Source organism: Paenibacillus sp. HJGM_3, assembly GCF_045062745.1.
Lineage (GTDB): Bacteria > Bacillota > Bacilli > Paenibacillales > NBRC-103111 > Paenibacillus_AA.
On the sequence record NZ_JBJGED010000006.1, the window covers coordinates 203809 to 228780 of the forward strand.

The 24972-nt window shown below is 61.5% G+C and carries 15 protein-coding genes; 9 read left to right on the plus strand and 6 right to left on the minus strand.

The features are described 5' to 3' along the window. Window positions 1–5958: a DUF3320 domain-containing protein gene (locus ACI5FR_RS09400; RefSeq protein ID WP_405453496.1), complete on the minus strand. Its 5958-nt coding sequence runs from the start codon at window positions 5956–5958 to the stop codon at window positions 1–3. Between the two features lie 218 nt (window positions 5959–6176). On the opposite strand from ACI5FR_RS09400, the gene ACI5FR_RS09405 reads away from it, so the two are divergent. After that, a complete protein-coding gene (locus ACI5FR_RS09405; protein ID WP_405453499.1) occupies window positions 6177–6629 on the plus strand; it encodes a DUF4395 domain-containing protein in 453 nt (150 codons plus the stop codon). Between the two features lie 6 nt (window positions 6630–6635). Here the strand turns inward: ACI5FR_RS09405 and ACI5FR_RS09410 are convergent, their stop codons facing one another. From ACI5FR_RS09410 to ACI5FR_RS09430, 5 genes are all read right to left on the minus strand, one after another. After that, window positions 6636–7343 carry a hypothetical protein gene (locus tag ACI5FR_RS09410; RefSeq protein ID WP_405453501.1) on the minus strand — a complete coding sequence of 236 codons (708 nt, stop codon included), beginning with the start codon at window positions 7341–7343 and terminating at the stop codon, window positions 6636–6638. Window positions 7344–7559: 216 nt separating this feature from the next. After that, window positions 7560–9041, minus strand: coding sequence for an arylsulfatase (locus ACI5FR_RS09415; RefSeq protein ID WP_405453504.1), 1482 nt, complete (start codon window positions 9039–9041; stop codon window positions 7560–7562). A 166-nt stretch (window positions 9042–9207) separates the two neighbouring features. Next, window positions 9208–9519, minus strand: coding sequence for a helix-turn-helix domain-containing protein (locus ACI5FR_RS09420; protein ID WP_405453507.1), 312 nt, complete (start codon window positions 9517–9519; stop codon window positions 9208–9210). A gap of 14 nt (window positions 9520–9533) precedes the next feature. After that, window positions 9534–9929: a type II toxin-antitoxin system RelE/ParE family toxin gene (locus ACI5FR_RS09425; protein ID WP_405453510.1), complete on the minus strand. Its 396-nt coding sequence runs from the start codon at window positions 9927–9929 to the stop codon at window positions 9534–9536. Between the two features lie 96 nt (window positions 9930–10025). Then, window positions 10026–10883, minus strand: coding sequence for a hypothetical protein (locus ACI5FR_RS09430; protein WP_405453513.1), 858 nt, complete (start codon window positions 10881–10883; stop codon window positions 10026–10028). Between the two features lie 411 nt (window positions 10884–11294). Here ACI5FR_RS09430 and ACI5FR_RS09435 point away from each other — a divergent pair, with 411 nt between their 5' ends. The 8 genes from ACI5FR_RS09435 to ACI5FR_RS09470 all read left to right on the plus strand — a co-directional run bounded on the left by ACI5FR_RS09435 (window position 11295) and on the right by ACI5FR_RS09470 (window position 24931). After that, window positions 11295–13526 carry a hypothetical protein gene (locus ACI5FR_RS09435; protein WP_405453516.1) on the plus strand — a complete coding sequence of 744 codons (2232 nt, stop codon included), beginning with the start codon at window positions 11295–11297 and terminating at the stop codon, window positions 13524–13526. A 1-nt stretch (window position 13527) separates the two neighbouring features. Next, window positions 13528–15312, plus strand: a complete 1785-nt coding sequence (locus ACI5FR_RS09440; RefSeq protein ID WP_405453519.1) for a hypothetical protein — start codon at window positions 13528–13530, stop codon at window positions 15310–15312. Between the two features lie 14 nt (window positions 15313–15326). Beyond that, complete coding sequence (locus ACI5FR_RS09445) at window positions 15327–15929, plus strand: hypothetical protein (RefSeq protein WP_405453522.1); 603 nt, start codon at window positions 15327–15329, stop codon at window positions 15927–15929. Window positions 15930–15990: 61 nt separating this feature from the next. After that, complete coding sequence (locus ACI5FR_RS09450; RefSeq protein ID WP_405453524.1) at window positions 15991–18183, plus strand: hypothetical protein; 2193 nt, start codon at window positions 15991–15993, stop codon at window positions 18181–18183. Window positions 18184–18196: 13 nt separating this feature from the next. Next, window positions 18197–20515 carry a hypothetical protein gene (locus tag ACI5FR_RS09455; protein ID WP_405453527.1) on the plus strand — a complete coding sequence of 773 codons (2319 nt, stop codon included), beginning with the start codon at window positions 18197–18199 and terminating at the stop codon, window positions 20513–20515. A 31-nt stretch (window positions 20516–20546) separates the two neighbouring features. Further along, window positions 20547–22814 carry a hypothetical protein gene (locus ACI5FR_RS09460; protein ID WP_405453530.1) on the plus strand — a complete coding sequence of 756 codons (2268 nt, stop codon included), beginning with the start codon at window positions 20547–20549 and terminating at the stop codon, window positions 22812–22814. A gap of 66 nt (window positions 22815–22880) precedes the next feature. After that, complete coding sequence (locus ACI5FR_RS09465; protein WP_405453533.1) at window positions 22881–23756, plus strand: caspase family protein; 876 nt, start codon at window positions 22881–22883, stop codon at window positions 23754–23756. Window positions 23757–23836: 80 nt separating this feature from the next. After that, window positions 23837–24931, plus strand: a complete 1095-nt coding sequence (locus ACI5FR_RS09470) for a hypothetical protein (protein ID WP_405453536.1) — start codon at window positions 23837–23839, stop codon at window positions 24929–24931. Window positions 24932–24972: the final 41 nt, after the last annotated feature.

Sequence of the window (24972 nt, forward strand, 5' to 3'; positions counted from 1 at the left end):
CTACTTCGTTCGATAGTACGCTTTGCCGTGATCCAGTTCGGCCACCCCTCTTCGGGCGGCTTCCTGCAGCCCGTTCCTGACGGCCTTATCGAGCGCGGGACCGGTGCGGGAGTAGCCGAGGCTCTTCACCGTCTCTCGAATCAAATCCTCGACCGGCAAGCTTCCCTGGAGGAACAGCACTTCCTTCACCGCATTCGCGATCTCCTCCGGCGGGAGTTCCTCCGCGCTTCGGCGATCATGCTCCTGCTCGGCCACCCGATACATGGCAAACTTGGCGGGCTCGAGCCCGTCCGGCCAAAGAAAGTCGACATCGTCCCACTCCGTCTTCTTCACGTTCATAGACGCGAGCAGGGTGTCCATGTGCCGCTCGATCCGGGCTCCCGACCTCGCGATCCCCCAAGCCTGCAGCACTCTCCGGGCGAGCAGGGATCGACTGATCGGACCTTCCGCTTGAATGACTTGCTCGATCTGGTCCTTCACCAGCCGTTCTCGGTCCGGTGCATAAAACTCGTCCGCCGGGAAGCTTACGGCCGGCAAAAGCGCCGCTTGGTACGGCGTGCTGCGTGACGGCTGCGCTAGATCGTGCGTCGGTGCCGGTATTGCCGGGATATGTTCGATCGTGTCCTTCGAGTCCGTCGACTCGCCCACGGTCTGAGCTGTGGGTGCCTTGGCAGTCTCGACAGCGGTTGGGCTGGCTTGTTCGGGTGTAGCAGCCGGAACAGTCGGAACAACCGGAGCTGCCGCAGCAGCGCGTTCCGCCCGCACTGCCGCTGCGGCCTGGGCCGCTTCCACGATCCGGGCGATCTCCTTCTCCGGATTGTCTAGCCAATCCATCGACCATACCCGGTGCGTTTGCCAGCCCAGCTGCCGCAAGACTTGCCCGCGAAGCACCTCCCGGTCTCTCGCGGTCTTCCCCGCCCGGTACCCGCTCCCATCGCACAGGATCGCCAAGAGATAAGTATCCGGCGCAGCCGGATTCACGATCGCGAGGTCCATCCGGTACCCGGAGGCGCCCACATGGAGCTCGACCTGGTACCCTTCACGCCGGAGCGCCTCGGCGATCTGCGCCTCCATCCCTTCGGTCCGCGTATCGAGCCGGTCCGCATCGACTCCAAGCGCAGACACGCCTTTCTCCGCATACTCCAGGAACGATCTTAACGCGCTGACCCCATGCGCCCGGGTACGGGACACATCCAAGTGATCCGCACGGAGCGCCGAGAAGACATGCATCTCGTGCCGCGCTCTGGACACGGCCACATTGAGCCTGCGCCAGCCGCCCTCCCGGTTGAGCGGGCCGAAGTTCAGCACGACCTTCCCGGCCGCATCCGGTCCATAGCCGATAGAGAACAGGATCACATCGCGTTCGTCGCCCTGTACGTTCTCCAGATTTTTAATAAAGATCGGTTCATGCAAGCGGGCGGCCAGCTGCTCGAGCTCCGGCTCTTTTCGAAACGCCTCGTCCAGCAAATCCTCGATCAAGTTCTGTTGAATCGAATTGAACGTAACCACGCCCATACTAAGGCGGCTCAGCTCCGGATCTCGCAGACGGCGGACGATCTCGGCCACGACCTGCTCCGCTTCGGCCCGATTCTGCTTCGTCTTCCCCCGGTCATAGAAGCCTTCGACCGGATGCCACTTCACATTCGACTTCCGTTCGTACGGGGATGGGAACGTGAGCAGCTTGTTCTCATAGAAATGCCGGTTGCTGAACGCGATCAAGCTCTCGTGCCGGCTCCGGTAATGCCAGAGCAGATGCGCCTGAGGCATGCCGAGCGCGAGGCAATCGTCGAGGATGCTCTCGAGATCCTCCGGAACGACGGCGTCGTCGTCCTCCTCCCCGGCTGCATTGGCGAAGAAAGTGGTCGGCGGCAGCTGCTTGGGGTCTCCCACGACGATGACATTGCGCCCCCGAGCCATGGCGCCGACGGCTTCGCTCGTCGGGAGCTGCGACGCTTCGTCGAAGACGACGAGATCGAACGGTGCATACTTGGGATCGAGGTATTGCGCGACCGACATCGGACTCATCAGGACGCAGGGGCAAATCCGGTTCAGCAAATTCGGGATTTGCTCGAACAGCTTCCTGAGCGAGAGGCCTCGGCCGCCGCTGCGGATCGCGCGCAGCAAAATCCCCGCCTCGGAGCTCGCGGCCGCTTGGTTCGTCAGCGGAGGAACATTCGCCGCCAGTCGAGCGGCGATCTCCTGACGCGTCAGGCGCTCGAAGCGTTCCATCGTCTCTTGGAATCCGCGGATCTTCTCTTCGAACAAGCGTCCCGAGAAAGCGGCCAGCTCCTTATTCTCCTCGAGGATATAGTCGATCGCGGCCTTCCACCAGGCCCGCTCGAATGCCGGAGCGACATCGGCGTGCTGCAGCGCCCCGCGTTCATACGCCGCCACCAGCGCCGACAGACCGGCTCCCACCGCTCGCTCTCGAACTTGCCGCCAGCTGCACCACTCCCGCAGGGTGTCGATGTGGCGCACCCACAGCTGCCCCTTCCGCTCGCGGTAGTCGAGCCATGGCTCTTCTCCCCGCCTGTCGTCCATCGCGGCCCACTCGAGCTTCAGCGCAACGGACAACCGCTCCTCCAGCTGTTGGAACTCTTGGCGAACGGTCAAGAAACGCGAGAGGGAGGCTCCGTGGCGAGCGAAGAATGCCTCCCTCCCCGGAGCGAGCAGACCGGCCAGCCGCTCCCGCGCCTGCTTGGACGGCGACGCCTCCCCGTACAAGCGCAGCAGCGCTTGGTGCAGCTTCGCGGTCCATTCCCCGACCGCGGTTACCGCCGCCCAATCCGCTTCCCCATTGTTCCACAGCGGGGCCAGCAACGAGCCTGCCGTGGGCTCCGCCTGTTTCAGTTCGGCCGCCTCGGCTTGATATTGAACGATGAGCGACAGCGTGCCGACCACATCGCTCTTCTGGAGACTCGTACCAGGCAGAGTCATGCCCTTGACCATTTTGTAAATGCGATTGTGCTTGAAGTACCTTGGGAGGAACCAGTTCATCCCCGCCTTCCTCCACTCGGAGAGCGCCAAGCCCGCATCCATGGCGAGTGCCTCCGCGGTCAGCCGGGTCGCGAGCTTCGCTCGCGCCTCGTCGCGCAGCCGACCATGCTGCACCGCATGGGCGACGCGCTCGCGGGCGGTGTCCAGCTCGGCCGCCTGCAGCAGCCCCGACGGGACGGTGTCCGGAAGCTCGCACAGCAGCTCCGCCACGTCGCCCAGCCGTTGCAGCTCTGCCGGGTCCGGCTCCGCCGAGGGAGCCTCGACCCAACCCGCCAAATCGGCGTAGGCGGTCCGGAGCTCCGCGAGCTTCGCTGCATAAGATGACAGCAGCTCTTCGACCTGGGCGCGCATCGCCGGCGTATAGACGGTACACGCCGCGTCGCTCCAGGCATTGCCCGAAGGATGCCCGGCCGCTTCACCCGCGACGCGAAGCTCCCGGACCCATTCGGTCCATGCCTCGAACTGCTCCTGCGTCATGCGCCCCACTACCGCAGGCTCGAATGAAGCTACATTCGGAGCCGACTTGACCCGGCCGTACCCGACGATCGCTTCGTGAAGCGACGCCCCGAAGCCGTACTTGCGGTGCAAGGCGGTGACGTAGCCGTTGAGGTCGCGTCTCGCCGCCGCCAGCCGATCCGCCTGCCGCTTCCACTCGTCGGGCGAAGCGGCCCGAGCGGTCTCCAGCGTCCGGCGCAGTTGGTCCAGCACCGCCTTCTTCGTGCTTTTATTGGAATGCAGCTCCAGGCAGTAGGGACCAAGACCGATCTGCTCCAACCGGCTCTGGACGACGCTGAGCGCCGCCATCTTCTCCGCCACGAAGAGGACGGTCTTCCCGTTCCCTAGCGCCGTGGCGATCAGATTGGTGATCGTCTGGGATTTGCCGGTTCCCGGCGGCCCATGGAGCACGAAGCTCTTGCCCTCGTTAGCGGCGCACACCGCCGTGATCTGCGAGGAATCGGCGCTGATCGGCAGCGGGAGCTGGTCCGGGGCGTAGAGCTCATCGAGCTGAGCCGGATCCGGGAACGATTCGCCCGGTTCCCACTGCATCCGCCCGGCCATCAAGCTCGCCACGACCTTGTTCTTGGCCAGGTCGTCGGCGCGGCTGCGGATATCGTTCCACATGACGAACCGGTTGAACGAGAACAGCCCCAGGAGCGCCGACTCCACGATATCCCAGCGCGGCATACGCATCACGACATGACGGATCGTAGTGAAAATCCCGGCCAGGTCGATTCCCTTCTCGTCGCGGGGCAACGGGTCCAATCCGCCGATGTGGTGGCCGAAATCCTGCCTCAGCATCTCGAGCAGCGTAATGTTGATCTGCGGCTCCTCGTCCCGCGCCCGGAGCACGAAGCCGGCGCTGGACGACCGCCGGATCAGCTCCACCGGCACGAGCACGACCGGCGCGTAACGGGCCAGCTCGCTCGCCGGCGATTCGTACCACCGGAGAAGACCGAGCGCGAGATACAGCGTATTCGCCCCGTTTTCCTCCAGGGCCAGACGGGCCGAACGATACAGGTGAATGGATTTGTCCGCGAGCTCCCGCTCGTTCGCTTCCGTGCGCAGCCTTCGCTGCAAGAACTCTTGCTGGACAAGCGCATTCAGAGGATGATCTTGGCCGGCGCTGCGGAACAGCTCCGCGCTGCGGGGCGTGTTATCCCAATCCGAAGGCTTGGGGAGCAGTTGGAACTCCCGGCCTTCAGCCAAGGCGTCCTCCAGCTCGCTAAGGCGCGCCTGCAGCAGAGGCAAGGCGGCTTTGGTCGGCCGGAAGTTCAGCAGTGAATTGCGAAGGGTGAGATCCAGCAATTTGCGCTCCCATTGCTTTTGCTTCGTCACCGGAATGGATTCGACTTCTGCAGGCCGCTCCTTGACTTGAATCTCCTCCGGAGCCTGGGCATCGATCGGCCCCTCCTGCTTCTCTTGGATCAGCTCCCATCCATCCGGCGTCGCGATTCGGATCGGGATGGGCCGGATGGCGCTCGCCCGTGCCCGCCGCACGTCGACGAAGCCCAGGAAGGCGTCCGGATCGTTCAGATTCGCTCGAGCCGCCGCCTCCGCCTCTTGATAGAGCGAATGGTGGCCGGCGCACATCCAGGTCGACTCCACGATGCTGATTTCGTGCACCCCGGCTGCCAGTCTTTTGCTGATCAGCGAGATATCGTCCTGCACACTCTCCGAGAATGTCTCCTGGACGAGCCACACGCCCGGGAAAGCGTGCCCCTTCGTGAACAGGATCAAGGGGTTCAGTCCGACCGCCTCCAGACAGGCCGCGTAGAGCAGCGTCAGGTCTAGGCAATTCCCCATCCGGTTGCCGAACACGGCCTCAGGAAGCCGGACCCGCTGACCGACCTCCTCGAAGCTCGCCGGCGCCACGCAATAAGTAGATTGATAGGCTTGCACGGCTGAGAACAAGGCGGCCGCTTGCTGCCGCACTCGATTGGGGTTCTGACTCTGGTAAGCGTCGAACGAAGAGTTGCCGGTCCACTTCTCGAGCAGCAGGGCCGCTTCGCCGATCACCTTGGCCACCGCCGGATGGTTCGGCATTACGAAGGCCGCCACCATCTCGGGCATCGTCGCCAGCCCGCCCCATTGGTCGTAGGCCAGCAAGGTCAGCGGGGAGGTCTCCAGATAGAGCACCCGATCCGCTTGCGTCACTTCAAGGGTCAAGGCGCCGGTGAGCCGCTCCGTCAATCCCGCCAAGTATGTACCGGACAATTGGATGTCGATCACGCCGAGATCGACCGATTGCCCGGCTGGAAGGACATCGACCGTTTTCGACCAGTCCCGGGCGAACTCCGGCTCCGCATGGATCCGCACCGTCACGGGCCCAATATCTTCATTGGCAAGATTGCTAAGCATAATTTGGCTTACTACGGGGACATAATTTTGCTGCATGGCGAAGTTGATGACGTCGTATCGAAGCCAGCTGCAGGCCAGCTTGTTGTCGGGTATGCTCTCCATCGGGTTCCCTGCCTTTCCGCATCCGTATCCGGTTGTCCGTATTCCACTATTCTCTGTCATTATAGCGCAAGATCTGCCATCATCCTACAAGAGTAGACAGGATAGAAGATTTCTATACCGATAGGAAAAATCAGTAACCTAAGAATGCCTACCCGTTAACTATGGTTTCATGTATAATAATGATTAACAGAATTTCACTTCAATGGAGGTCGTTCCCCATGAGCAATAGGCCTATTCCCTTAAGCTACGACTGCATAGACGAAGTGCCCCTCCACCGAGTACGCGCCAATCAATTGGGCATTCTGCTGAGTATTGTGGCGAGCTTGCTTTTTCAGCAGCTTTGGATTTTGGTTCTCCCTTTGGTCGTCCAATTGATCAGCCGGACTTACGGGGTCCGTTATAATGGGTTCGTCCGCCTGCTATCCCCGCTGCTGCCCGTCAGCTCCAAAACGGAAAGCCGCGTGCTGCTGCGCTTCAACAACCTGCTGGCCATCCTGTTCCTGGTCGTGACGCTCGTCGCGCATGCGTTCGGTTTCCGCATCGTGTCTCTGATCAGTTTGGGGATGCTGACCGTTGCGGTCGTGCTGGCGTTGTCCGGGTTCTGCCTCGGCTGCTTTATGTACTTCCAGTGGAAGCAGTTCGTTGCGAGGCGCCGGGCTCGGATGGGATAAGAACGTTCACTCCCTTTTCGCCGCCGTCTCCATCAGCCGCTCCAGCACCCTGCGCTCTGTGTGCATATCCCGCTCCAGACCTTCGATGAGAATCGTCATAATCCGGTACCCCCAAGCTTGGAGCTCGAACTCATGCCGCCGGTAGGTCCGGGTCACCTCCGGCTCGCAGCTGTAGGTCACGACGGCTTCTCCGGGGAATAGGAAGGCGATCCGAGCGGGGCACTCTGCCGGATAGATGTAGAGATACTGCCGGAACCTCTTGTTGCCGAAGGGATAGCCTACGGTCAGGTCCGAAAAGTCATAGTTCGCGACCGGCCCCCACAAGTGCTGCAGGAACAGTCGGATCTCCTTCCCATACACCTCAAGTTCTCGCTTCTTCAGATATGTCCGCATCCACTTCTCGACATTCGGGTGAGTGAACGGATCCTCCGTAACGGCAGGGTCGGGGTCGGCATACCCCCAATCGAACTTGTGCTGCAGAGACGCTTCTGAACAATAAAGCAGCTTACCCTCCTGGTCGAAAATAACTGCATCCCTCGTAATCGAGTTTTTGTAGTAAAATTTCCCGTCGTTATTCCCCATAAACATGAGAAAACCCATGATGTCCTGCGCCTTCTCGGGAGAGTGGCGCTCGAGATAATGCCTGAGCGGTGCGAACGCTTGGTCCAGCCACTTTCGGGTTATTTTTTTCGGCACTACGACTTTCGGATACATGAACAACACGCTCCCTTGTAATTTTGACCACAAAAAACCGCGCAAACAGAAAAAGCTTCTGCTTGCACGGTGCTTCCGTGCTGGACGAATGGATTAAGTTGGGCTTACAACGACCCCGAAAATCCCGTTTTGAACCCCGTTCTAGTAAACTTGGTTATCTTATTAGAGAGCTTAGCCTTACAACCACATCTGCGTACGTTTGTCGTCCATGACGGATTAATGTTGCCCGATATGGGCGAGCACCGGTCGCGGAGTCCTCCCTGCGATGAGCTCGGTTCCGTGCGAGTAGCCTTCTTCCCGGTCCTGAAGCTCCTCAATGAGCCGCGCGCGGAAGGCTTCCCGCAGAGACGCATGCTCGGCCGATCCTGACAAATCCGCACACTCCTGCGGGTCCGCGGTGAGGTCGAACAGCTGCTCGCGGCCGGTCTGCGAGAACCAAATGTATTTCGTCCGCCCATCGGTGATGTAATGATTGGACAGAGGGCCTGCCGTATGCTCCCCGTGCACATACTCCCTCCATGCCGGAGCTTGTCCTTGCGCTAGCGGCAACAGGCTCGCCCCCTCGACGCTCTCCGGAATCGGCACTCCGGCAGCCTCGAGCAGGGTGGGCATAATATCGCGCAATTCCACAACTCGATCGACGGTCGTACCGCGCTGCAGCCCGAGATTAGCTCCGGGATCGTAGAGCAGGAACGGCACTTTGGCGCTTCCCTCATAGGGGAGGGATTTGCGGAAGTAATGATGGTCGCCCATCAGCTCCCCGTGATCGGAGGTGAAGAGGATAAGCGTGTCGTTCAGCACGCCGTGCTCGTTCAGCCCGTTCAACAGGCGGCCGATCTGATCGTCCAGATGTGTGATGAGCGCATAGTAGGCCGCCTGGGCGCGGCTGAGCCGCCGGCCCTCGAGCTTGCGGAACGCGGTAACCGGACTCGGGTCCCCGTGCATCGCGCTCTCTTCATCGACCCAATCGCCGACCGGCGGGGCCGGCATCTCCAAGTCCTTGTACATGTCGAAGTAGACTTGAGGCGGATCGAACGGCGGGTGCGGCCGGACGAACGACGTCCATAGAAAGAACGGCTTGGACGGGTCGCGGCGCCTCAAGAAGTCGATCGATTCCGTCACGGCCCAGTTGGTCGGATGCAGCGACTCCGCGAGATGCCAGGGGCGGGCCACGGTCGAGGCGTTGCAGTCCATGCCGCTGTCGAGCAGGTCCTGGTCGAAGCCGGCCTGCCGCTTCAGATCCCGCAAATAATCGTCGCAGGCATCGAAATGCTCCGCCGCGGCTACCCCGTGCTTGTACCGGTTATAGTGCATATACCCGTCATGCAGCACGACGTTGTGGAAGCCGCACAAGTTCCGGGTCGGATACACGTGCATCTTGCCCACGCATTGCGTGTGGTACCCCGCCTTGGCCAGTTCTTCGGGCAGCATGTGCTCGTAGGTCCACGGCACCCGATCCTGATACCCGACGCGGCCGTGCGAGCGTTGGCTCATGCCTGTGAAGATGGCGGCTCTGGCCGGTATACAGCTCGGCGTTGCGGAATAAGCGTTCCGGAACAGTACCCCGCGGTGAGCCAAGGCATCCAGATTGGGCGTCTCTACGACTGGATGTCCGAGTGCGCTTAAGCAATCCCCCCGCATCTGGTCTACCGTGATGAGCAGCAAATTGGGCTTGTTCGGTTTTTTTTGCATCTTCATCCCTCCCGAATTCATCCCATCTATCATACCATGTCCGAGAATTTCCTGGGTGAGTCTGTCGGTAACTTGCTTATTCCAGCGAACGCCGATTCCCCTCCAAGAAGCAGCTCGGCGAAATTTACAACAAAAACCCGACTAATCATGTCGGGTTTTAACGGTAAGCGAGTTAATAAGCCATTGCAGAAGTAGCAGCCTGTTGATTGCCCGCATGATCCGATGGGATTAAGGTAAGGTCGACCCCTAGAGCCATTGCCACCCGGAGGATGGTATCAATCCGCGGAGCCGTTGTATCACTTTCGAATCGGGCAATCGCAGATTGCTTCATCCTAGCTCTTTTAGCCAATTCCGCTTGGGTCCAACCTTTTCTCACTCTCAATTCGATCAGGGTAACTACCATAGCTGCCCGTTTGCGAATAATCGCAGCCTCTTGTTGACTCTCGGGGCTCATATCGTTCACCAAGTCATCCCAAGTTCTCACGATAATCATCTCCCTCACTGGCTTTTCTTTCCTTCTTTTTCTACCCGAATCGGATGTTCCTTCAAAAATTTATCCCTCAATCTTCTCGCTCTCGCCAACTCTAGCGCATCTGTTTCATTCGCGTCTTTCCTATAATGAGATAACATGAGAAAATGCTTTCCATGCCAGAAACACATAAATATCCTTTCGTCAAGTGGCCTTATCTCATATAGGTTATCATTCTCCTTGCCCTTAAGATTCTTAATAATCTTTATTCCGGCACGAGTTCCCTGTAACCGGATACGTTCAATACAGTAATTGATTTTCTCAAACAAAATTCTGGCATCCTTATCGCCCTTGTTCATCTTAGCTTCGACCTCCATTATGAATGCTTCGACTTCAGGCAAACTGGAAACTTCGTACTTGTACACGGAACGACTGCTCCTCACAACTAATTATACAGGATTGTCCAACGAAATATAACTTATTTGTTATTTTTATAACCCATTTGTTAGTTGATTTTTCCCCTACACCCCCTCCAACCAGCGAAACTCCCCCTTATGGCACCAATAGATGCGATCCGAAACAGGATGCGGCATTACACGATAGCTGCGCCGAACGACATCCACGAAACGGGACTTCTTAACCAGCCGGATCGCGCGGTCAACCGTGTCCATGGGCTCTTCGGCGCGCATCAGAATCGTAGTTTTGCGGTTCGTGAAGGCAATCAGATAGGAATCGGCGGTATGTCCCCGCGCCATCTCCGGATACAGAAACTGGCACTCCGGGGGAAACGGAGGATCGGTATAGACGTCTACCCAGCAGGAGGAGTGAAAGGGGCTTTGCAGATTCAGGTTGGGGTAGGACCAGCCCTCGGCGCGCAAATTGCGATAAGCCAGCCGTTTCACGCGTTCTGCGGTTAATCTGGGATGGTGGTCCAACATCTCCTGATTGATGATTTTGGAGTAGCCTTCTTTAATCTCCAGAAACATCATGCACAGCCCGGGAAGGCTTTCCTCCGCCAGAGGACCGGATCCCAGCCCCGCCTGCTCCACATATTCCTTACTCCGCAGAACCGGATAGATGAACTGGGGATCGAGCCTCAACATCTCCTCCTGCCGATCCCGGATATCCGTCGAACACCGAAGCACCCCGTTCAGGTAATCGATCGCCGTGTTCAAATCACCGGTGCGCATGTAGGTGACGAACGTCTCGTGCAGGCTGACTCTGGACTTATCCTCCTCGTTGTCCTTATCGTATTGAATCTCGAGCAAAAGGGGTTCATACGCGTCCTGCCTCACTTCGAGATTTAAGCTCTCGCGCAAATGACGCATCATCATCTCGGCGAATTCCTGAGGTTGGTCGTATAACCGGACGGGCTGCATAATATCGCTCCTTTATAGTTGCCGGGGCAAACAGAAAACCCCTGACGGGACGCGGAATGCGTCCTGCCAGGGGTGTGCTTCACCACCGTTTGGATACTTGCACTATACCATAAATTGTAATTCGGTGTCTACCCTCTCTCCCTGATCCTTCCATTTTTCTATGTTACAGATTCCGACACAATACGACCCTTCCGCCAAAAAAGGCATGAAAAAATCCATCTCTACGACCTAGTCGCTCAAAGTGCCAAATTGGCTCCTTCTTCCCATTATTACCAAATGAAACTTTGCTATGATGTAGCGTGTGTTAGGTATGATCCTCATCATGAACTTCATCCGCTCGCATCAAATCCGCTTGCTCCGCACCCTAGAACCTCTTCCATTTTCCATCCGTAACGCCGAGGAGTGAACGCCATGCCGTTCCAGTTTAATGCTGCCCGCACGAAGCTTAGCCTCCTTAACAATCCGGCTATTACCGAAGCCCTAGCCCGCATCCAGCTCCATGACAAGGACTATACCCGGGAAGAATTGACCGTCCCGATCAGCCCTACGGAGGAGATCGGCGATACGGTCCTCTTCGAGCAGCCTGCGGACGCAGCCCGCAAAGTCTATTTGCCCCGCTACAAGGTGGCTACGGAGAGAACGACCGGCGGGCAAGAGCAATACCGCATCACCGTCGAAGAACGCGCTCCCGGCTGGGTGCTGCGGGTGCATCTCCTTCCCTATCCGGCCCAGGAGATCGAGCTCGCCGCCAGAGACGCGTCGGTGCTCCCGCACCAAGTCACCGTGATCCTGAGGTACGTGCTCATCGGGTCGGGTGGGGTGCACAAGGAGCTGACGTTCGGGGATGTGACCGCGGAACCGGACGGCCTCCAAGCTGCGTTGCAGCTGAATAGTCTGGCCGAGCGCGATGAATTGTACGCCGCCCTGACGGAGCCGCAAGCGAATGCAGCCTTGATCGTCCGTCGCGCCGTTCAGGCGGCTATTCCGGCAGCGCCGAAGGAAGGGTCTGCGAGTCCCGTCCCGGGGCCGCGCCCGATTCCGATTGTTCCCGTGAAGCCGGTGATTCGTCCGCAACCCTTTTCCGTTCTTCCTGTAAAGCCTGCGCAGCCCGTGAAGCCCGTCGCACCTCAGCCGTCCCCTCTCTCGATCCGCACAGCCAGAGCCTTCCCCAACCTGAGCAGGAACAGCACCGTGAAAATTTCACCTGATTTAATATCCGTCGTTGGCAGAGGAATCGGGAACATCGATCTGTCGGTTGTGACGCCGACGCCAACGCCGACGCCGCGTTACCGTATCGTCAGCCGAGTGTTGGATACGCAGCTCCCCTTCTACTTCCCAGCAAATCTGCATGGTTACATCTTCGGCGGAATTACTCCCACCGGCGAGCGCCCAGGTCTGATCCGGCATCAAGTGCGCCGCGGGGACGACTTCCATAGCTACTACCAGGAGACGAGCCGCCGGTATTTGTTCTATTACTTGCCGGACGCCTTCAAGCTCGCCCGCTTGCCCGTCTCGCCCTACCTGCCGTTCATGTCGGCCCGATTCACGTCGGAAGACGGGACGCTCCGCACGTCTCGGGCCACGCTGGAATACGCGGCGGCGCCGTACATAGACCCGGACCGGTTGGAGGCGGCCGCCCAAGAGCTGAAGGGCCAGGTGACCGGGACTCTCCCGGATGGGATTACCGGCCCCGTCTTCCAACCGCTGCTGGCGGATGCCAGCCGGCTGAAGTTCCGACTCGCCCTGCCTAATACGGCCGGGCCGTTCCAGCTGCGGGAGGGAGCGCTGGTCAACCTGAAGGAGGGCATCGTCGATGCGCTGTCGCTGTCGCTCCAAGAGCTGCAGCAGGTGTTCGAGAGCCTGATGGGGTCGGGAACGGCCGCCCTCCTCATGACGGGAGAGGTCGAGGTCAGCCTGGATGCCGAGCAAGATCAGGTTGCCGAGAAGGTCCCCTTCACCGCCCGTATGGATGATCTGGCCGGCGAGCTCTTCGAGTACCGGTACACGCCCGATCCGGCATCCGGCGGAGTCCAGGTGACGCTGCGAAATGTGATCGAGAGCCCGGTGCGGATCGACCGGCTCGGCGCCCAGCTATACCGCGACGGGGCCGAGGTGCCCGGCGAGCTGCGCGGCCTCGCGCTCCCGGTGGAGCGTCTAGCCTCGGGTGACGAGCTCGTCTTCACCGTCGCTCCGACGTCGACGGATCCAACTGCCGCAGGCCAGGTCGAAGCGACCCTGGATCTGGATGGCGGCGTGAAGGTTCTCCCCGATCGCGAAGCGATCTGGACCGCCATCCAGGATCCGTTCACGGCCCAATATGAGCAGGAGATTACGGTCAAGACGCTGCCGGCGATCTTCAACCTGCCGCAGGGCCAGCCCGAGGAGAATCGTCTGAGCGAGATCGTAGTCGAGCTGAAGCACGGAGACCGCGAGGAGAGCAGCGTCACGCTCTCGCTAAGCCCCGAGCAGCCGGAGGTCAAGCTGTCGCTTCCGTTCCCCATCGCGGATGTGCTTCTACGGCGCGAGAACAGCGGCGAATATCACTACAGGGTCAGCGCGATCCGGCTCAGCGGGATGACGCAGAAGGACTGGAAGGCCAAGACCGGCGATTTGTTATACATCCTGCAGGGGGATGTGTCGTGAGATGAGGCGGCCGGACTTTCAGCAATCCATTCCCTGCGGCGAATCCCGGATCTATTACCCGTTCGAGGGGCGGGGACCGCATGTCTTCACGCCGGATTCCCTCGATGTAGCCACAGGCCCTGACGGACTGCCGGATATCCGGCTGCAGCTGTACCGCGGACAAAATCCGATGCTGCCCCCGCAGCCTTACGGCGTCCTCCAGCTGCGCCTCACGCCGCACAACCCGATCGAGCCGGCTACTGCACGGCTGCGGGAGCTGCATGCCGGTGCCACGCTCGAACCGGCGATTTTCGCCGGAGGCTGTATGCGCCTGCTGGCTCCGGACGGCGTCGAGCTGCCGGCGGAAGCACGCCAGTCGATCCCGCTGGCGTGGAACGGCCTCACGAACGCCCGCGTCCTGCTGCGGCTGTCGGCCGAAGGGGCGCAGCTGATGAAGAGCCTGATCCAGGACGAGACGCTGCCTCTGCAGGCCCAAGCGGAATTGGAGCTCGCCGGTATCGCCCCCCGCTTGCCGCTCCGCGTCCGCCTGGACCCGGCCCGCTTCCGGACGGCGATGGCCGCCCGGTTGGATGCCGAAGGCCGAATCGCCCGAGAGGAGCTAGTGAGTGTGTTCTGCGGAGACCTGTCGAAGCTAGGCCTGGAGGTAGAGGGCATGGCCCCCGCCCCGGACCCTATGGAGCTCGCGGAAACCCTCGCCGATTGGGTCCGGGCGCGATTCGGGGCGTTCGCCGCGTCACCGAAGGCGGATGGCCGAGGGTACTTGGCGTTGAGCTGGATCGACGACAGCGGGAGCGGACACATGGAGTGGGACTTGTCGCAGCCGCTCTACTCTTGGCGGCCGCTGGTCCTGCCTCTCCGGCCGTTCGAGGCCGCCCGGCAGGTCATTCGGACCGCCGGGACCCAAGCGATCGTCCCGCCTCCGATCATCGTGCCGCCGCTGCCGACCGGCATGTACCAAGTCGATGTGTCCACGAATATCCCGGAGGTCCGACCGGGCGTCGCGGCCATAGGGGTTACACTGCGTGCCCCGCCTCGACCGCCTTCACGGCCTCAGGCGGTTGTCGCGTCAGCCGAGCTGATCCCGCCCGCCGATGCGGCGTCCATTCGGCTCAAGCTCTCCCCGACGGAGCGGCTGGACTATACATATGCAACGTTCGTGATTCTCGAGGACTCCCGCGGAGCGGTCCAGTTGGACGGGCGAGAAGTCGCCGCCAGCGGCGATCGGCTGTATCTGACGCCGGACGACTTTCCCGTCCGCTTCGTACCGCAAGCGGCCGACCGGAGCCTGCTGGAGCTGGCTTCGGTTCACGGCCTTTGCCGATGGATCGAAGACGGAGCGACGGCGTCCCTAGTCTTCGAGCTCGACCAAGACCGGCCGGAGGTGGCGGTCCCGGTCCCGGTGCACGCGGCAGAGGCGACCGTCGAGTTCGAGTTCCGCTCGCGCGAAGGAGACCGGAAGCTGCGATCGGGACCGGGTCCTCTCGAGCCTCGGCTTCTGGGGCTGCACTCGTTCCCGGAGTTCGGCTCGCACGAAGTCGTCGTCGAGCTCGACGGGCCCGCCGCCGAGCCGCTGGTCGCGATCGATCTGCTGCCGGAGAACCGGCCGGAGACCGCGGACGCGATCGTCGTGCTGGCGCTTACCCCCGACCGGCCCAGGAAGACATTTACATACTATGCCTCGTCCCCTTTCCAGGCCGGGTACCGCTATCGGCGGCACGCGGGGAGCGATGGCGTACCCGGACCCTGGTCCGACGTTCAGTCTCCATTCGAACGCCTACTTGTATGAGGAGGGGAATGAACATGCCGAGCCGGCCTGAGCAGGACATGAACGACGAATTCCGGTTCCAAGACATGGTTTGCTATGCCGATCCGGAGGATCGCACCGCCTTTTACTACAGGCCCGGTCCCCCTATGCCGGAGCGCGATCCCTCCCGACGGCCGGTCCTCATCCTCTGGCTGGGCGACACGGGATCGCGGTTGCAGCTCTGCGCGCAGTGGGCGGCGGGAGAAGCGGAGCTTGCCGCACTCCGAATGGAGATCGTACGGCGGTTCCAGAACCGCAGGCTCACCCCGGTCTCCGTCCGGCTCTTGCCGGAGCTCGCCGACATCGATCGGGTGGCGCTCGAGTTCGGCGACGGATCGGGGGCGTTCACAGAGGTACAGACTTCCCGGTCGTCCGGGTACCCGCCCTACAGCGCTCTTTTCAACATCGCCCTCACAACCGAGCAAGCGGGCCAGGCGGCGAGAGCGCTGAACGGGACTCCGGATTGCCTGCGGGTCACGTATCGCGGGACTGTCCGCCGAGCCGGGATAGGCACGGTCCCCTTGGAATCTTCGGCTGACGTAAGCGCCTGGTTCCCAGCCGGCAGCGGACAAGAACATATCCGAATCATCCCCTCGTGAAACCCGAACAGCGGCACAGGGCGGGCGCGAGAAACCAAACACCACAAGGAGGTAATAAACGATGCTAATGTGGGATAAGCCGGAGGTTATCGAAGGGTCTACCGTATATCGCGACCATGCGGACGAGACCACCTATTATGTGCTGCCGAGCCAGCCGAGGTTCCGGATCGACGACAATGGGCACCCGGTGTTCAAATTCATCAAGTACCGCTTCCCGATCGACCGGGCCGACGGCAAGAAAGGCGGCGGGTTCCTCATCGCCGACGTGGAGTTCGTAGTCCCCGAGGACAAATTGGACAAAACGAAAGCGATCCTCCAGGAGCGGTACGAACAGGTCTGGAAGAACAGAGGCCGTCCGCTGCCGGCGCCTCAGATCAAGATCGGTCAGATGAGCTTCCTCCGCGGTTCGGCGAGCATCACCGTGCTGGACAGCGCGGGCGCCTTCGTAGAGAAGATCGTCAGCCCCGGCGCGCCATCGCTGTACGGCAAGATGATCACGCCGTTCACCGTCGAGCTGTCGGCAGAAGGTGCAACGATGCTGGAGCAGGCGCTGCAGGACAAGGGCGGCGTCGTCCAAGTGGCCTATGACATCTGGATGCCGGTCCGGCTGCCGGCGATCACTGCGACCGTGTGGTTCAGCGCCAGTAAATTCATGGAGTTCCATCAGGCGATCGACGTCGAGGAGAACTTCTGGTCCGAAGACAGCTACCGGGAGACTCTGACGGAGAGAATGATCGAGAGCAACGCGGGCGGCGTCGACCTGAACCCCGGCGGAGTGACCGACCAGAAGGTGCTAAGCACCGTGCGCGATTGGGCGTGGAAGAGCCTGGAAGACGCGGTGGCCAAAATGGTACTGGGCGACATTCCTCCCGTCGACCCGGCCGCGGCCAGAGCCTGGTACAAGGAGCACGACCTCGAGAACATCAACATCGATGTGGTGACCAGCAAGGCCGTCAGCTTCCGGCGTACGTACAAGGAAGGCGCGATCATGGAATGGAACCCTTCCCCGCGCGGGACGCTGCCGAACATCACCAGCATGATCGGCCGGGACGGCCAGCCGTTCAAGTGGAGCGACTATTCCCTCGTCGTGGACCTGAACGATCCGTTCTTCAAGCAGCTGAACGTGACGGCGCGGGCGAACGCGGACTTCGAGAAGCTGCCGCTCGACAGCATCGAGGTCAAGCTCGAGTACAAGCAAGGCGCCGAGCATCGGGTGCAGGAGATTCCCCTCAGGAAACCGGACGATGTCGGCAAGTTCAGCACTTACATCGCGAACGACAACTACAAGTACAAGTACTCGTACCAGGTCAACTACAAGAATGCCTCCGAGCGCTACCAATCGCCCGAGATGGAGAGCGATGAGCAGCACCTGACGATCAATGTCGGCGATACCGGGATTCTGGCGGTCGAGCTCGCACAGGGCGATCTGAACTTCAATCAGGTGCAGGAAGCGTTGGTCACCCTGCAGTACGAGGACCGGGCGAACGGCGTGAACCCGATCGAGCAAGTGTTCAAGCTGGACCGGGACCATCTAGAGCATCGCTGGGTGCAAGTGATTTTCCAGCCGCGCCGGAATCCGTATCAGTACCAGGTCAAGTACTTCATGGCGGACGGCAAAGAGTTCTTGAGCAGCTGGCAGTCGAGCGGGTCGCCGAAGCTGTTCATCGACGATCCGTTCAGCGCGAGCAAGACGGTCAACATCCGCGGCTTCGGAGACTTCGACACGCGTATCGATACGATCTTCGTCGACATGCAGTACCGTGACGAGACGAACAACTACACCCAGACGCATTCGGTCGCGTTGACCCGGGAGAGTACGTTCGAGGATTGGACGTTTCCGGTTATTGCCGAGGCAGGGGGCAAGGTCACTTACTCCGCGAATATTCGCTTCAAGGACGGGACGGTGACACAGATCCCCGAGACGGCCGCCGAGCAAGGTACGATCATGCTGGGCGACGCCGTCCTGTACCAGGAGATCGAGGTCATGCCGGACTTGGTGGACTTCGAGCAAGTGAAGCTGCTTAAGGTGACGCTGCATTATAAGGACGAAGTGAACGGCGTGGAAGAGTCCGGGGATTTGGTATTCAAAAAAGGCGCGGCCAACACGATGAAGTGGAGCTTCCCGTACAAGGACAAAACCAAACGAAGCTACGATTGGAGCGCGTCCTACTTCATGGCCGACGGATCGGTGAAAAAGGTCCCCGTCACCCCAAGCTCGGAAAAGACGCTCGTATTGCCCGAAAAGCCCGCCTAGGAGGTGAATCCGGATGCTCTACCTTGCCCCGCCCTTTCACATCATCAATCAAGTCACTGTGTTCCGTGACCATGCAGATCCGCTGCAGTGGTACTACTTGCCCGGGCCGCCCCGGCTGACGCAGATCCGGGACACCGCCACCGGGGTGCTCGTCCCTCAGCTGCAAGTCATCGAGTTTCGCGGCTCGGCCGGAACCGGCGGCTTTCTCAATTTTGACGTCAATCTGGGGATCGACCAGGCGGCGCTCGACGAGATCCGCGACGAGATCAAGCGGCTGGAGAATCTCCGCAATCCGCCCCGGCTCGCGCCGGTCCCGCTGGTCGACGGAACGGTCAAGATGATGCTGTTCGACCAGCAGACGAGCGATGCTCCTGCCGGACCAAGTCCCGGTCCTGGTCCAAGCCCCAGCCCGGGTCCAAGCCCGACCGATCCGGCCGCTGCCGGACCGAAGTTCGTGCTGAAGCTTAGTCACAATGCCAAACCTTCGCTCTACAGCGACAACCAGGCGGCCTTCTCGTGCCGGCTCACCGAGGACGGGGTGAAGGTGCTCCGCAAGGCGCTGCAAGGAGAGATGTCGCCCATCGGCATCGTCTACTCGCTCGACTACTTGGCGCTCCGCCCCGCCTACTCCGTCCGGCTGAACATCGACTGGGACCGGGTGCAATCGCAGTTCGAGGAGACGTTCGGCACCGACTCGATTTTTTACCAGTCCCAAATCACCGAAGCGATCGATAAGCTGATCGACAACCGCACGATCGTACTCGAGGTCGACACCTTCGTCCCCGAAGGCGAGGATTCGGAGCTGATGGCCCGCCGCGATCAAGCGGTGGACGAAGTACGCGATATGCTCACCAACGAATTTTTCGAGCCGAGCCTGAACCCGGTCCAGCCCGAGGAGGACACCTGGGACAAAATCGAGCATTTGGCCAAAACTTCGTCCGCGCTGGCCGTGACCGGGGGTTGGGGCGCTCTTGTCGGCTTCTCATACCGCAAGATCGACCGTCAGCGCATCGACCGCAAACGGCTGGACTTCAATATCCGGGAACGCACGACGGTCAAGAAAACGGTGTATCCCCAAGGTCACTTGAGCGGCTTGTTTAAGGTCCTGCGCGAACCTGGGGTGGATCTGAACCGCTTCATCCTGCAGGTGGATCTCGACGATCCCTGGTTTACGAAGCGGAAGCTTCATGTGATCTCGCGGGCCGATTGCGCGGCCGATCAAATCGCCTCGATCCATGTGCACCTGGACTACGGCGGGCAGACGAAGAGCGCGGTGCTCGACGCCACCGTGAAAACCGCGGACATCGAGTGGAACAGCCTCCTCGACGGCGGGGCGATGCGCCAGGACGTGAGCGTGCGATACACGGTGAACTTCAAGGATCAAGACGGCACGGAACGGCCGGTGACACTGCAGTCGACCGCCACGACGGAGAACGGCGAATATGTGGAGATCAACCCCCGTGAGCTCTACTCCATCGTGCCGATCCCGGTCCAAGCCTTGAACTTCCCCTGGGACCGCTATTCGCATGTCGAGGTGCAACTGCAGTACACCGACCCGGAGCACGGGATTCGGCTGGCGGACAGTTATATCTTGAAGCAAGAAGATGCGACTGAGACGGTCTGGAGGATGTTCGTCTTGAATCCGGCCCTCACCCGGTTCCGGTATAAGCTGATCTATCGGGCGGTCGACCACCGGGATGTCGAGATGCCCTGGGTCGAAACCGACGACGAGCGGCTTACGATCCGGGACCCGTTCCCGCAGAAGCGGACGCTCGAGATCGTGCCGGTGTTCGACTGGACGAAGGTCGACCGCGCGTTCGTGGACGTCTCGTACGAGGACCCGGCTCATGATGTCGTGCAGGAGGCCTCCTACGAATTCAACAGCGCCGCCACCGCCACTCAGAATTTCCTGGTCGCGCTGAAGGACCCCGATCGGAGGCTGGTCGGTTACCGGATTACGGTGATCCATAAGGACGGGACGGTGGCGGATATTCCGCAGTCGTTCACGCTTCAGCGGCGGATCACGATTCGCGAGGACATGCGGGGCCATAAGATCGTCGCCTTCCGTCCGGAGCTGGGCGACTTCGCCGGCCTGAAGCTCCGCGATGTGGTCGTGAAGGCCAAGTACGAGGACACCGAGCACGGCTTGAAATTCGAAGACGAGTTTACGCTCAAGTCCGGGAAAGACCAGGCGCATTTCGAATACGACTTTGCCGTCGGGAGCCCTACGTCCTACCGCTATCAGATCATCCGCCGCTATACGAACGGGCTCAGCAAGACGATCGACTGGAAACTAAGCGATGAAGACGAGGTTGTCCTGCCGCTCCGGTAGATGACCGCGGAATCAAGGAAGGAGGCAACGCATGTTACTATTGGGCAGCCGTACGATTACAGTCGAGGGGATTACGATCTTCCCCGACCACGCCGACCCCAGCCAATTCTGGTACTTGCCGGGCCCGGTCCAGCTCGCCCGGCGCAACGGGCAGGCGGCCTTCACGTTTATCAAGTACAAACCGGCGGCCGTCGCCGCCGGGGCTAAGGGCGGCGGCTTCTTGATGTTCGAGGTCAACCTGCAGCTCGACCCCGATCTGGAGCGCCGCATTCTATCGAAGCTGCGGTCCCTTACGAAGGAACGGCCCAAGCTGGCCGCCGTCCCGTTCGACGAGGGCACCGTCCAGTGCGTCGCGCTCAATCTGCAGGGCTCGGGCGGGAGCGCCGCCACGGAGCCGGCCGGCCCCGGGTCGTTCCATGCCGTCGAGAAAATCCTGGGCGCGTCGGTCCCTTCGCTTCACGGCGAGAACACCGCGGCGTTCAGCCTGACGCTCAGCCAGGAAGGGGCGACGATCCTGGAGAAGGCGTTCGCCCAAGGCACCGAGCCGGTCGGCGTGATCTACGACCTCAAGTTCACCGGGATGCGCCCGGCGCTGAACGTCGAGATCACCGCCGATCTGGAGCGTGTGTACAATCAATTGAGCGCGGGTCTGGAAGCGCAAGTGTACTTCGTTCGCGCCGGGATTGACGCCGCGTTCGAGAAGCTGGTACAGGACGGCGCCATCAAGATCAAGGTGATCGACTTCACCGGCGAAGAGGATGAGAAGGAGAAGGAGCGCTGGGCGCTCGACTTCTTCAAGGAGAACTTGCTCCGGCAGTGGTTCGAACCGACGCTGACGCCCGGTCAGGTCGCGGGCGGCGCCGTTCAGCCGGAGCCGCTCGATCAAGTGCTGCGGCGCGGCAACGAGCTGCGCCCGCCTGCGACCCCGGCGCCGCCGCGGCCCGACGCCACGCCCGCTACGCCGGCATCCGGGACTCCGGCCGCGGCCCCGGCCCGACCGCCGGTCAGCCCGACGGCGGCCACCGGGCACGGCGAATCGGCGGACGGCCACAACCCGCAGCCTCCGGCGACACCCCCCGCGGCCGGCGTGAGCCCGACCGAGAGCACCGGCTTCCCGGCGGCATCCAGCGTCCCGCAGCCGCCTGCCGCCGTCGGCGTGAACGTCCCGCCGTCCCGGGCCGCCAACCTGCCGGCCGGCGTGGCCTCCGCTCCCGGCGGTATCGCGAGCCCGGCGCTCGTGTCGTTCAAGCTGCGGTTCGTCCACCAGGAGGAGCGCAAGCATATCAAGCTTGTCTACGACCGCTCCGAGGCGACCCAGCGCACTTATGCCCCGCAAGGGTTCTTCGGCCTGCTGGTCGCCGACTTGGAGAAGGGCAAGCATTTCGTGGAAGTCGACCTCGACGACCCGTTCTTCCGCGTGTTCACGATCCAGGCGGAGACGCAGATCGACTTTGACCGCATCGGGCTCAACTCGATCGATCTTGCCCTGAACTATGGGGATCCTGCCGATCCCGCCACATTGAAGCATAAAGATTTCAAGTTCGACAAGGCTCATATCGGTTCCCAGACGTACGAGGTGTTCATGAACAACCGGATGGATACCGATTACGCCTATTCCGTTCAATACCACTTCAATCCCCAGTCGGATTGGGTCGGCAGCCAGCATAGCTACAGCCTGCCTACCCGCCGGACCGAGGACCGGACGCTGCTGCTCAATCCGTTCGACAGCCTTGGGTTCCTGGAGATTCAAGTGAGGCCGGCAAGCGTCGATTGGGGTGTCGTCGACTCGATCGACGTCCACCTGGCCTATCAGCCTCCTGGTGGCGCAGAGCAGACCAAGCACTTGGTGTTGACGCAGAGCTCGGACGTGCAAACATGGAAGCTCCGGCTGGACGACCGGACCGCCCGGAGCTACACGTACCGGTTCGTTCATCATCTGAAGGACGGGACGACCCGCGACACGGAGCCGGTGACGAGCCAGGCTGCGCTGATCCCGGTGGACGATCCGTTCCCCGGCGCGATCCAGGTCGAGTTCATCCCGCTGTTCGAGAGCGCGAAGGTCAAGATGGTGTACATCGACGTGGAGTACGAGGACACCGAGAACCAGTATCGCCGCGAGGAGCGGTTGAAGCTGATGGGCAACCAGGCCGATTCGGTTCAGCTCAACCTCGCCCTGCTCAATCCGGCGCTCAAGACGTACCGCTATCGATACACCTTTATCGGCACCGACAATTCGATGCACCGCGGGCCGTTCGTCGAAACCGCCGAAACGCTGATCCCGGTAGAGGAAGCCCCGTAAGTCCGTCCGGTCCTAACGATCCGGTATTCTGATCCGTAATCCAGTCCAGTTCGAGGAGGAACCTCCATGACCAAACGAGCCGTTGTCGTCGGCATTAACAATTACTCTGTTCAGGGTTTCGACAACCTGAGAGGCTGCGTGCGCGACGCCCAGGCCATGTATCACCTGCTCGTCGACGCCTTCCTGTTCGATCCGAGCCAAGTGTGGCTCTATACCGATAGTACCGCAACCTCGTCCAACATCCGCCAGGCGATCCGCTACATGCTGTCGATCTCCGAGCCGGGCGACGTCGCCTGCTTCTATTATGCCGGGCACGGCGGCCTGCATCCGATCGGCGGCGGCGCCAGCTACCAGACGATCATTCCGTATTCCGGGCCGTTCATCACGGACTGGGACTTGGCCGCCGCGGCCGAGAGTCTCCAGCCTTCGGTCGTGAACTTCACGATCATTCTCGACAGCTGCCACTCCGGCGGCATGCACGAGGAGACCGAGCATCCGGCCGCCATCCGGTCCATCCGGTATGCGAACGAATTCATCCAGAGCCTCATCTCCACGCTGAAAAAGGTCATTCCCTTCGGCACTACAGTCCCGACTCCTCAGGCGTACAACAACAATGTCAGCCAAGTGAGCCAGGCGAGCAGCGGCCTGCTAACCATGAGCGAAGACCAGAATCAGCTGTTCATTCCATTGGCCAAATCGACCTTGTTCGCCGCCTGCCGGTGGAACGAGTATGCCGGCGAGACGCCAAGCCACGGCTACTTCACCCAAGCGTTCCTGGACTTGGTCAACCAAAGCAATTTCCTGATCGACCACCGCACCTTCCATCAGCGGCTCGTCGATCGAGTCCACCAGCTGGGCGGGCCGAGCCAGACACCACAGATTCGGGGTCAGCAGAACCGGATGGAGGAAGACTTCCTGATGGGATGGCGAGATTGCCGTTAGAGCAGGTGTGGGATTGGGCGAGGGATCCGGCGAGGGATCAAACAGTGGATCGTACGATGGATCGGGAGTTGGATCAGCCTATGGACCTGGCGCAGGACCGGGTGCTGGATGAGCCCACGAACCTGATGCAGGACCGGCTGCTGGCCCCGTCCCTGGAACCGGCTCTGGACGCGACGTTGGAATCGGCCCTGGATATGGCGCTCAATCAGTATCATCGCGAGTCGCCCCTCCCGGCAGCTCGGGCCGCAGCCTCGCTGGAGCGGCTGCTGGCCGGCGTCTTGGCCACGTCCTGGCCCGAGGTCGCCTGGCGGTTCAGTCCGCTGACCGGCGACGGCTATCCGGTCGAGCTCGGGTTCACCTCGACCGGCGAGGCCATCCGCTATACGGTCGAGTGCGCGGGGCCGCTCGGCGAGCCGGCCTGCCGCCTCGACCGCGCTCTGGACGCCGTCGCCGACCTGGCGGGCGGAGATCGCAACGGCGACCCGCTGCGGCATCTGGACCCGCATCTCGACCGTCTGCGGCATGTGCAGTCGGCGGGGCGGCTCGACTACGGCGCTTGGATCAGCGGCAGGCATGGCCCGGATGGCGACGCCTTCAAGCTGTACGCCGAAGTGCCGCAAGGCGGCCCCCCCGCCGCGGACGACTGGGTCCGGGACGCGGTGGGCCACTGGCCGCTGCTGACCACCCGCTCCCCGATCCTGCGCATGATCGGCCTCGATGCCGGGACCGGCCGCCTCGAATTATATTTCCGCGCCGACGGCCTCGAGCCGTGGGAGGTTTACCGGTTGATGGGGCTCGTCGGCCTGGCGGAGCAGGCGGGCGACCTGCTCGAGCTGGTCGAGACGCTCTCCGACCGGCCTGCTGCTCGCCGACTGCCCTTCACGCAGGCCGGCTTCAGCGTGTCGGTCGGCCCGGCGGGGACTCCCGCCGTCTTCTCCCTGTTCGGCCTGGCCCGGACGGCGATCGGCCCCGACGCCCTCATCCGCCGCCGGCTGCTGGACGTCGCGGGTCGGCTCGGCTGGCCGCTCCGGCACTACGCCGCGGTCTCGGCGCCGCTAACCGGGCCGGAGGGCCCGCCCTCGCCGATGCCCGCGCCCACGCGGCACGGCATGCTGTCGATCGTCGCCGCGCCCGGCCTCCCGCCGCAGCTGCATGTCGGCTTGAGGCCGCCGTGATCTCGGCCGGCCGATGTTAGCCTGCAACAGAAAACCCCTGA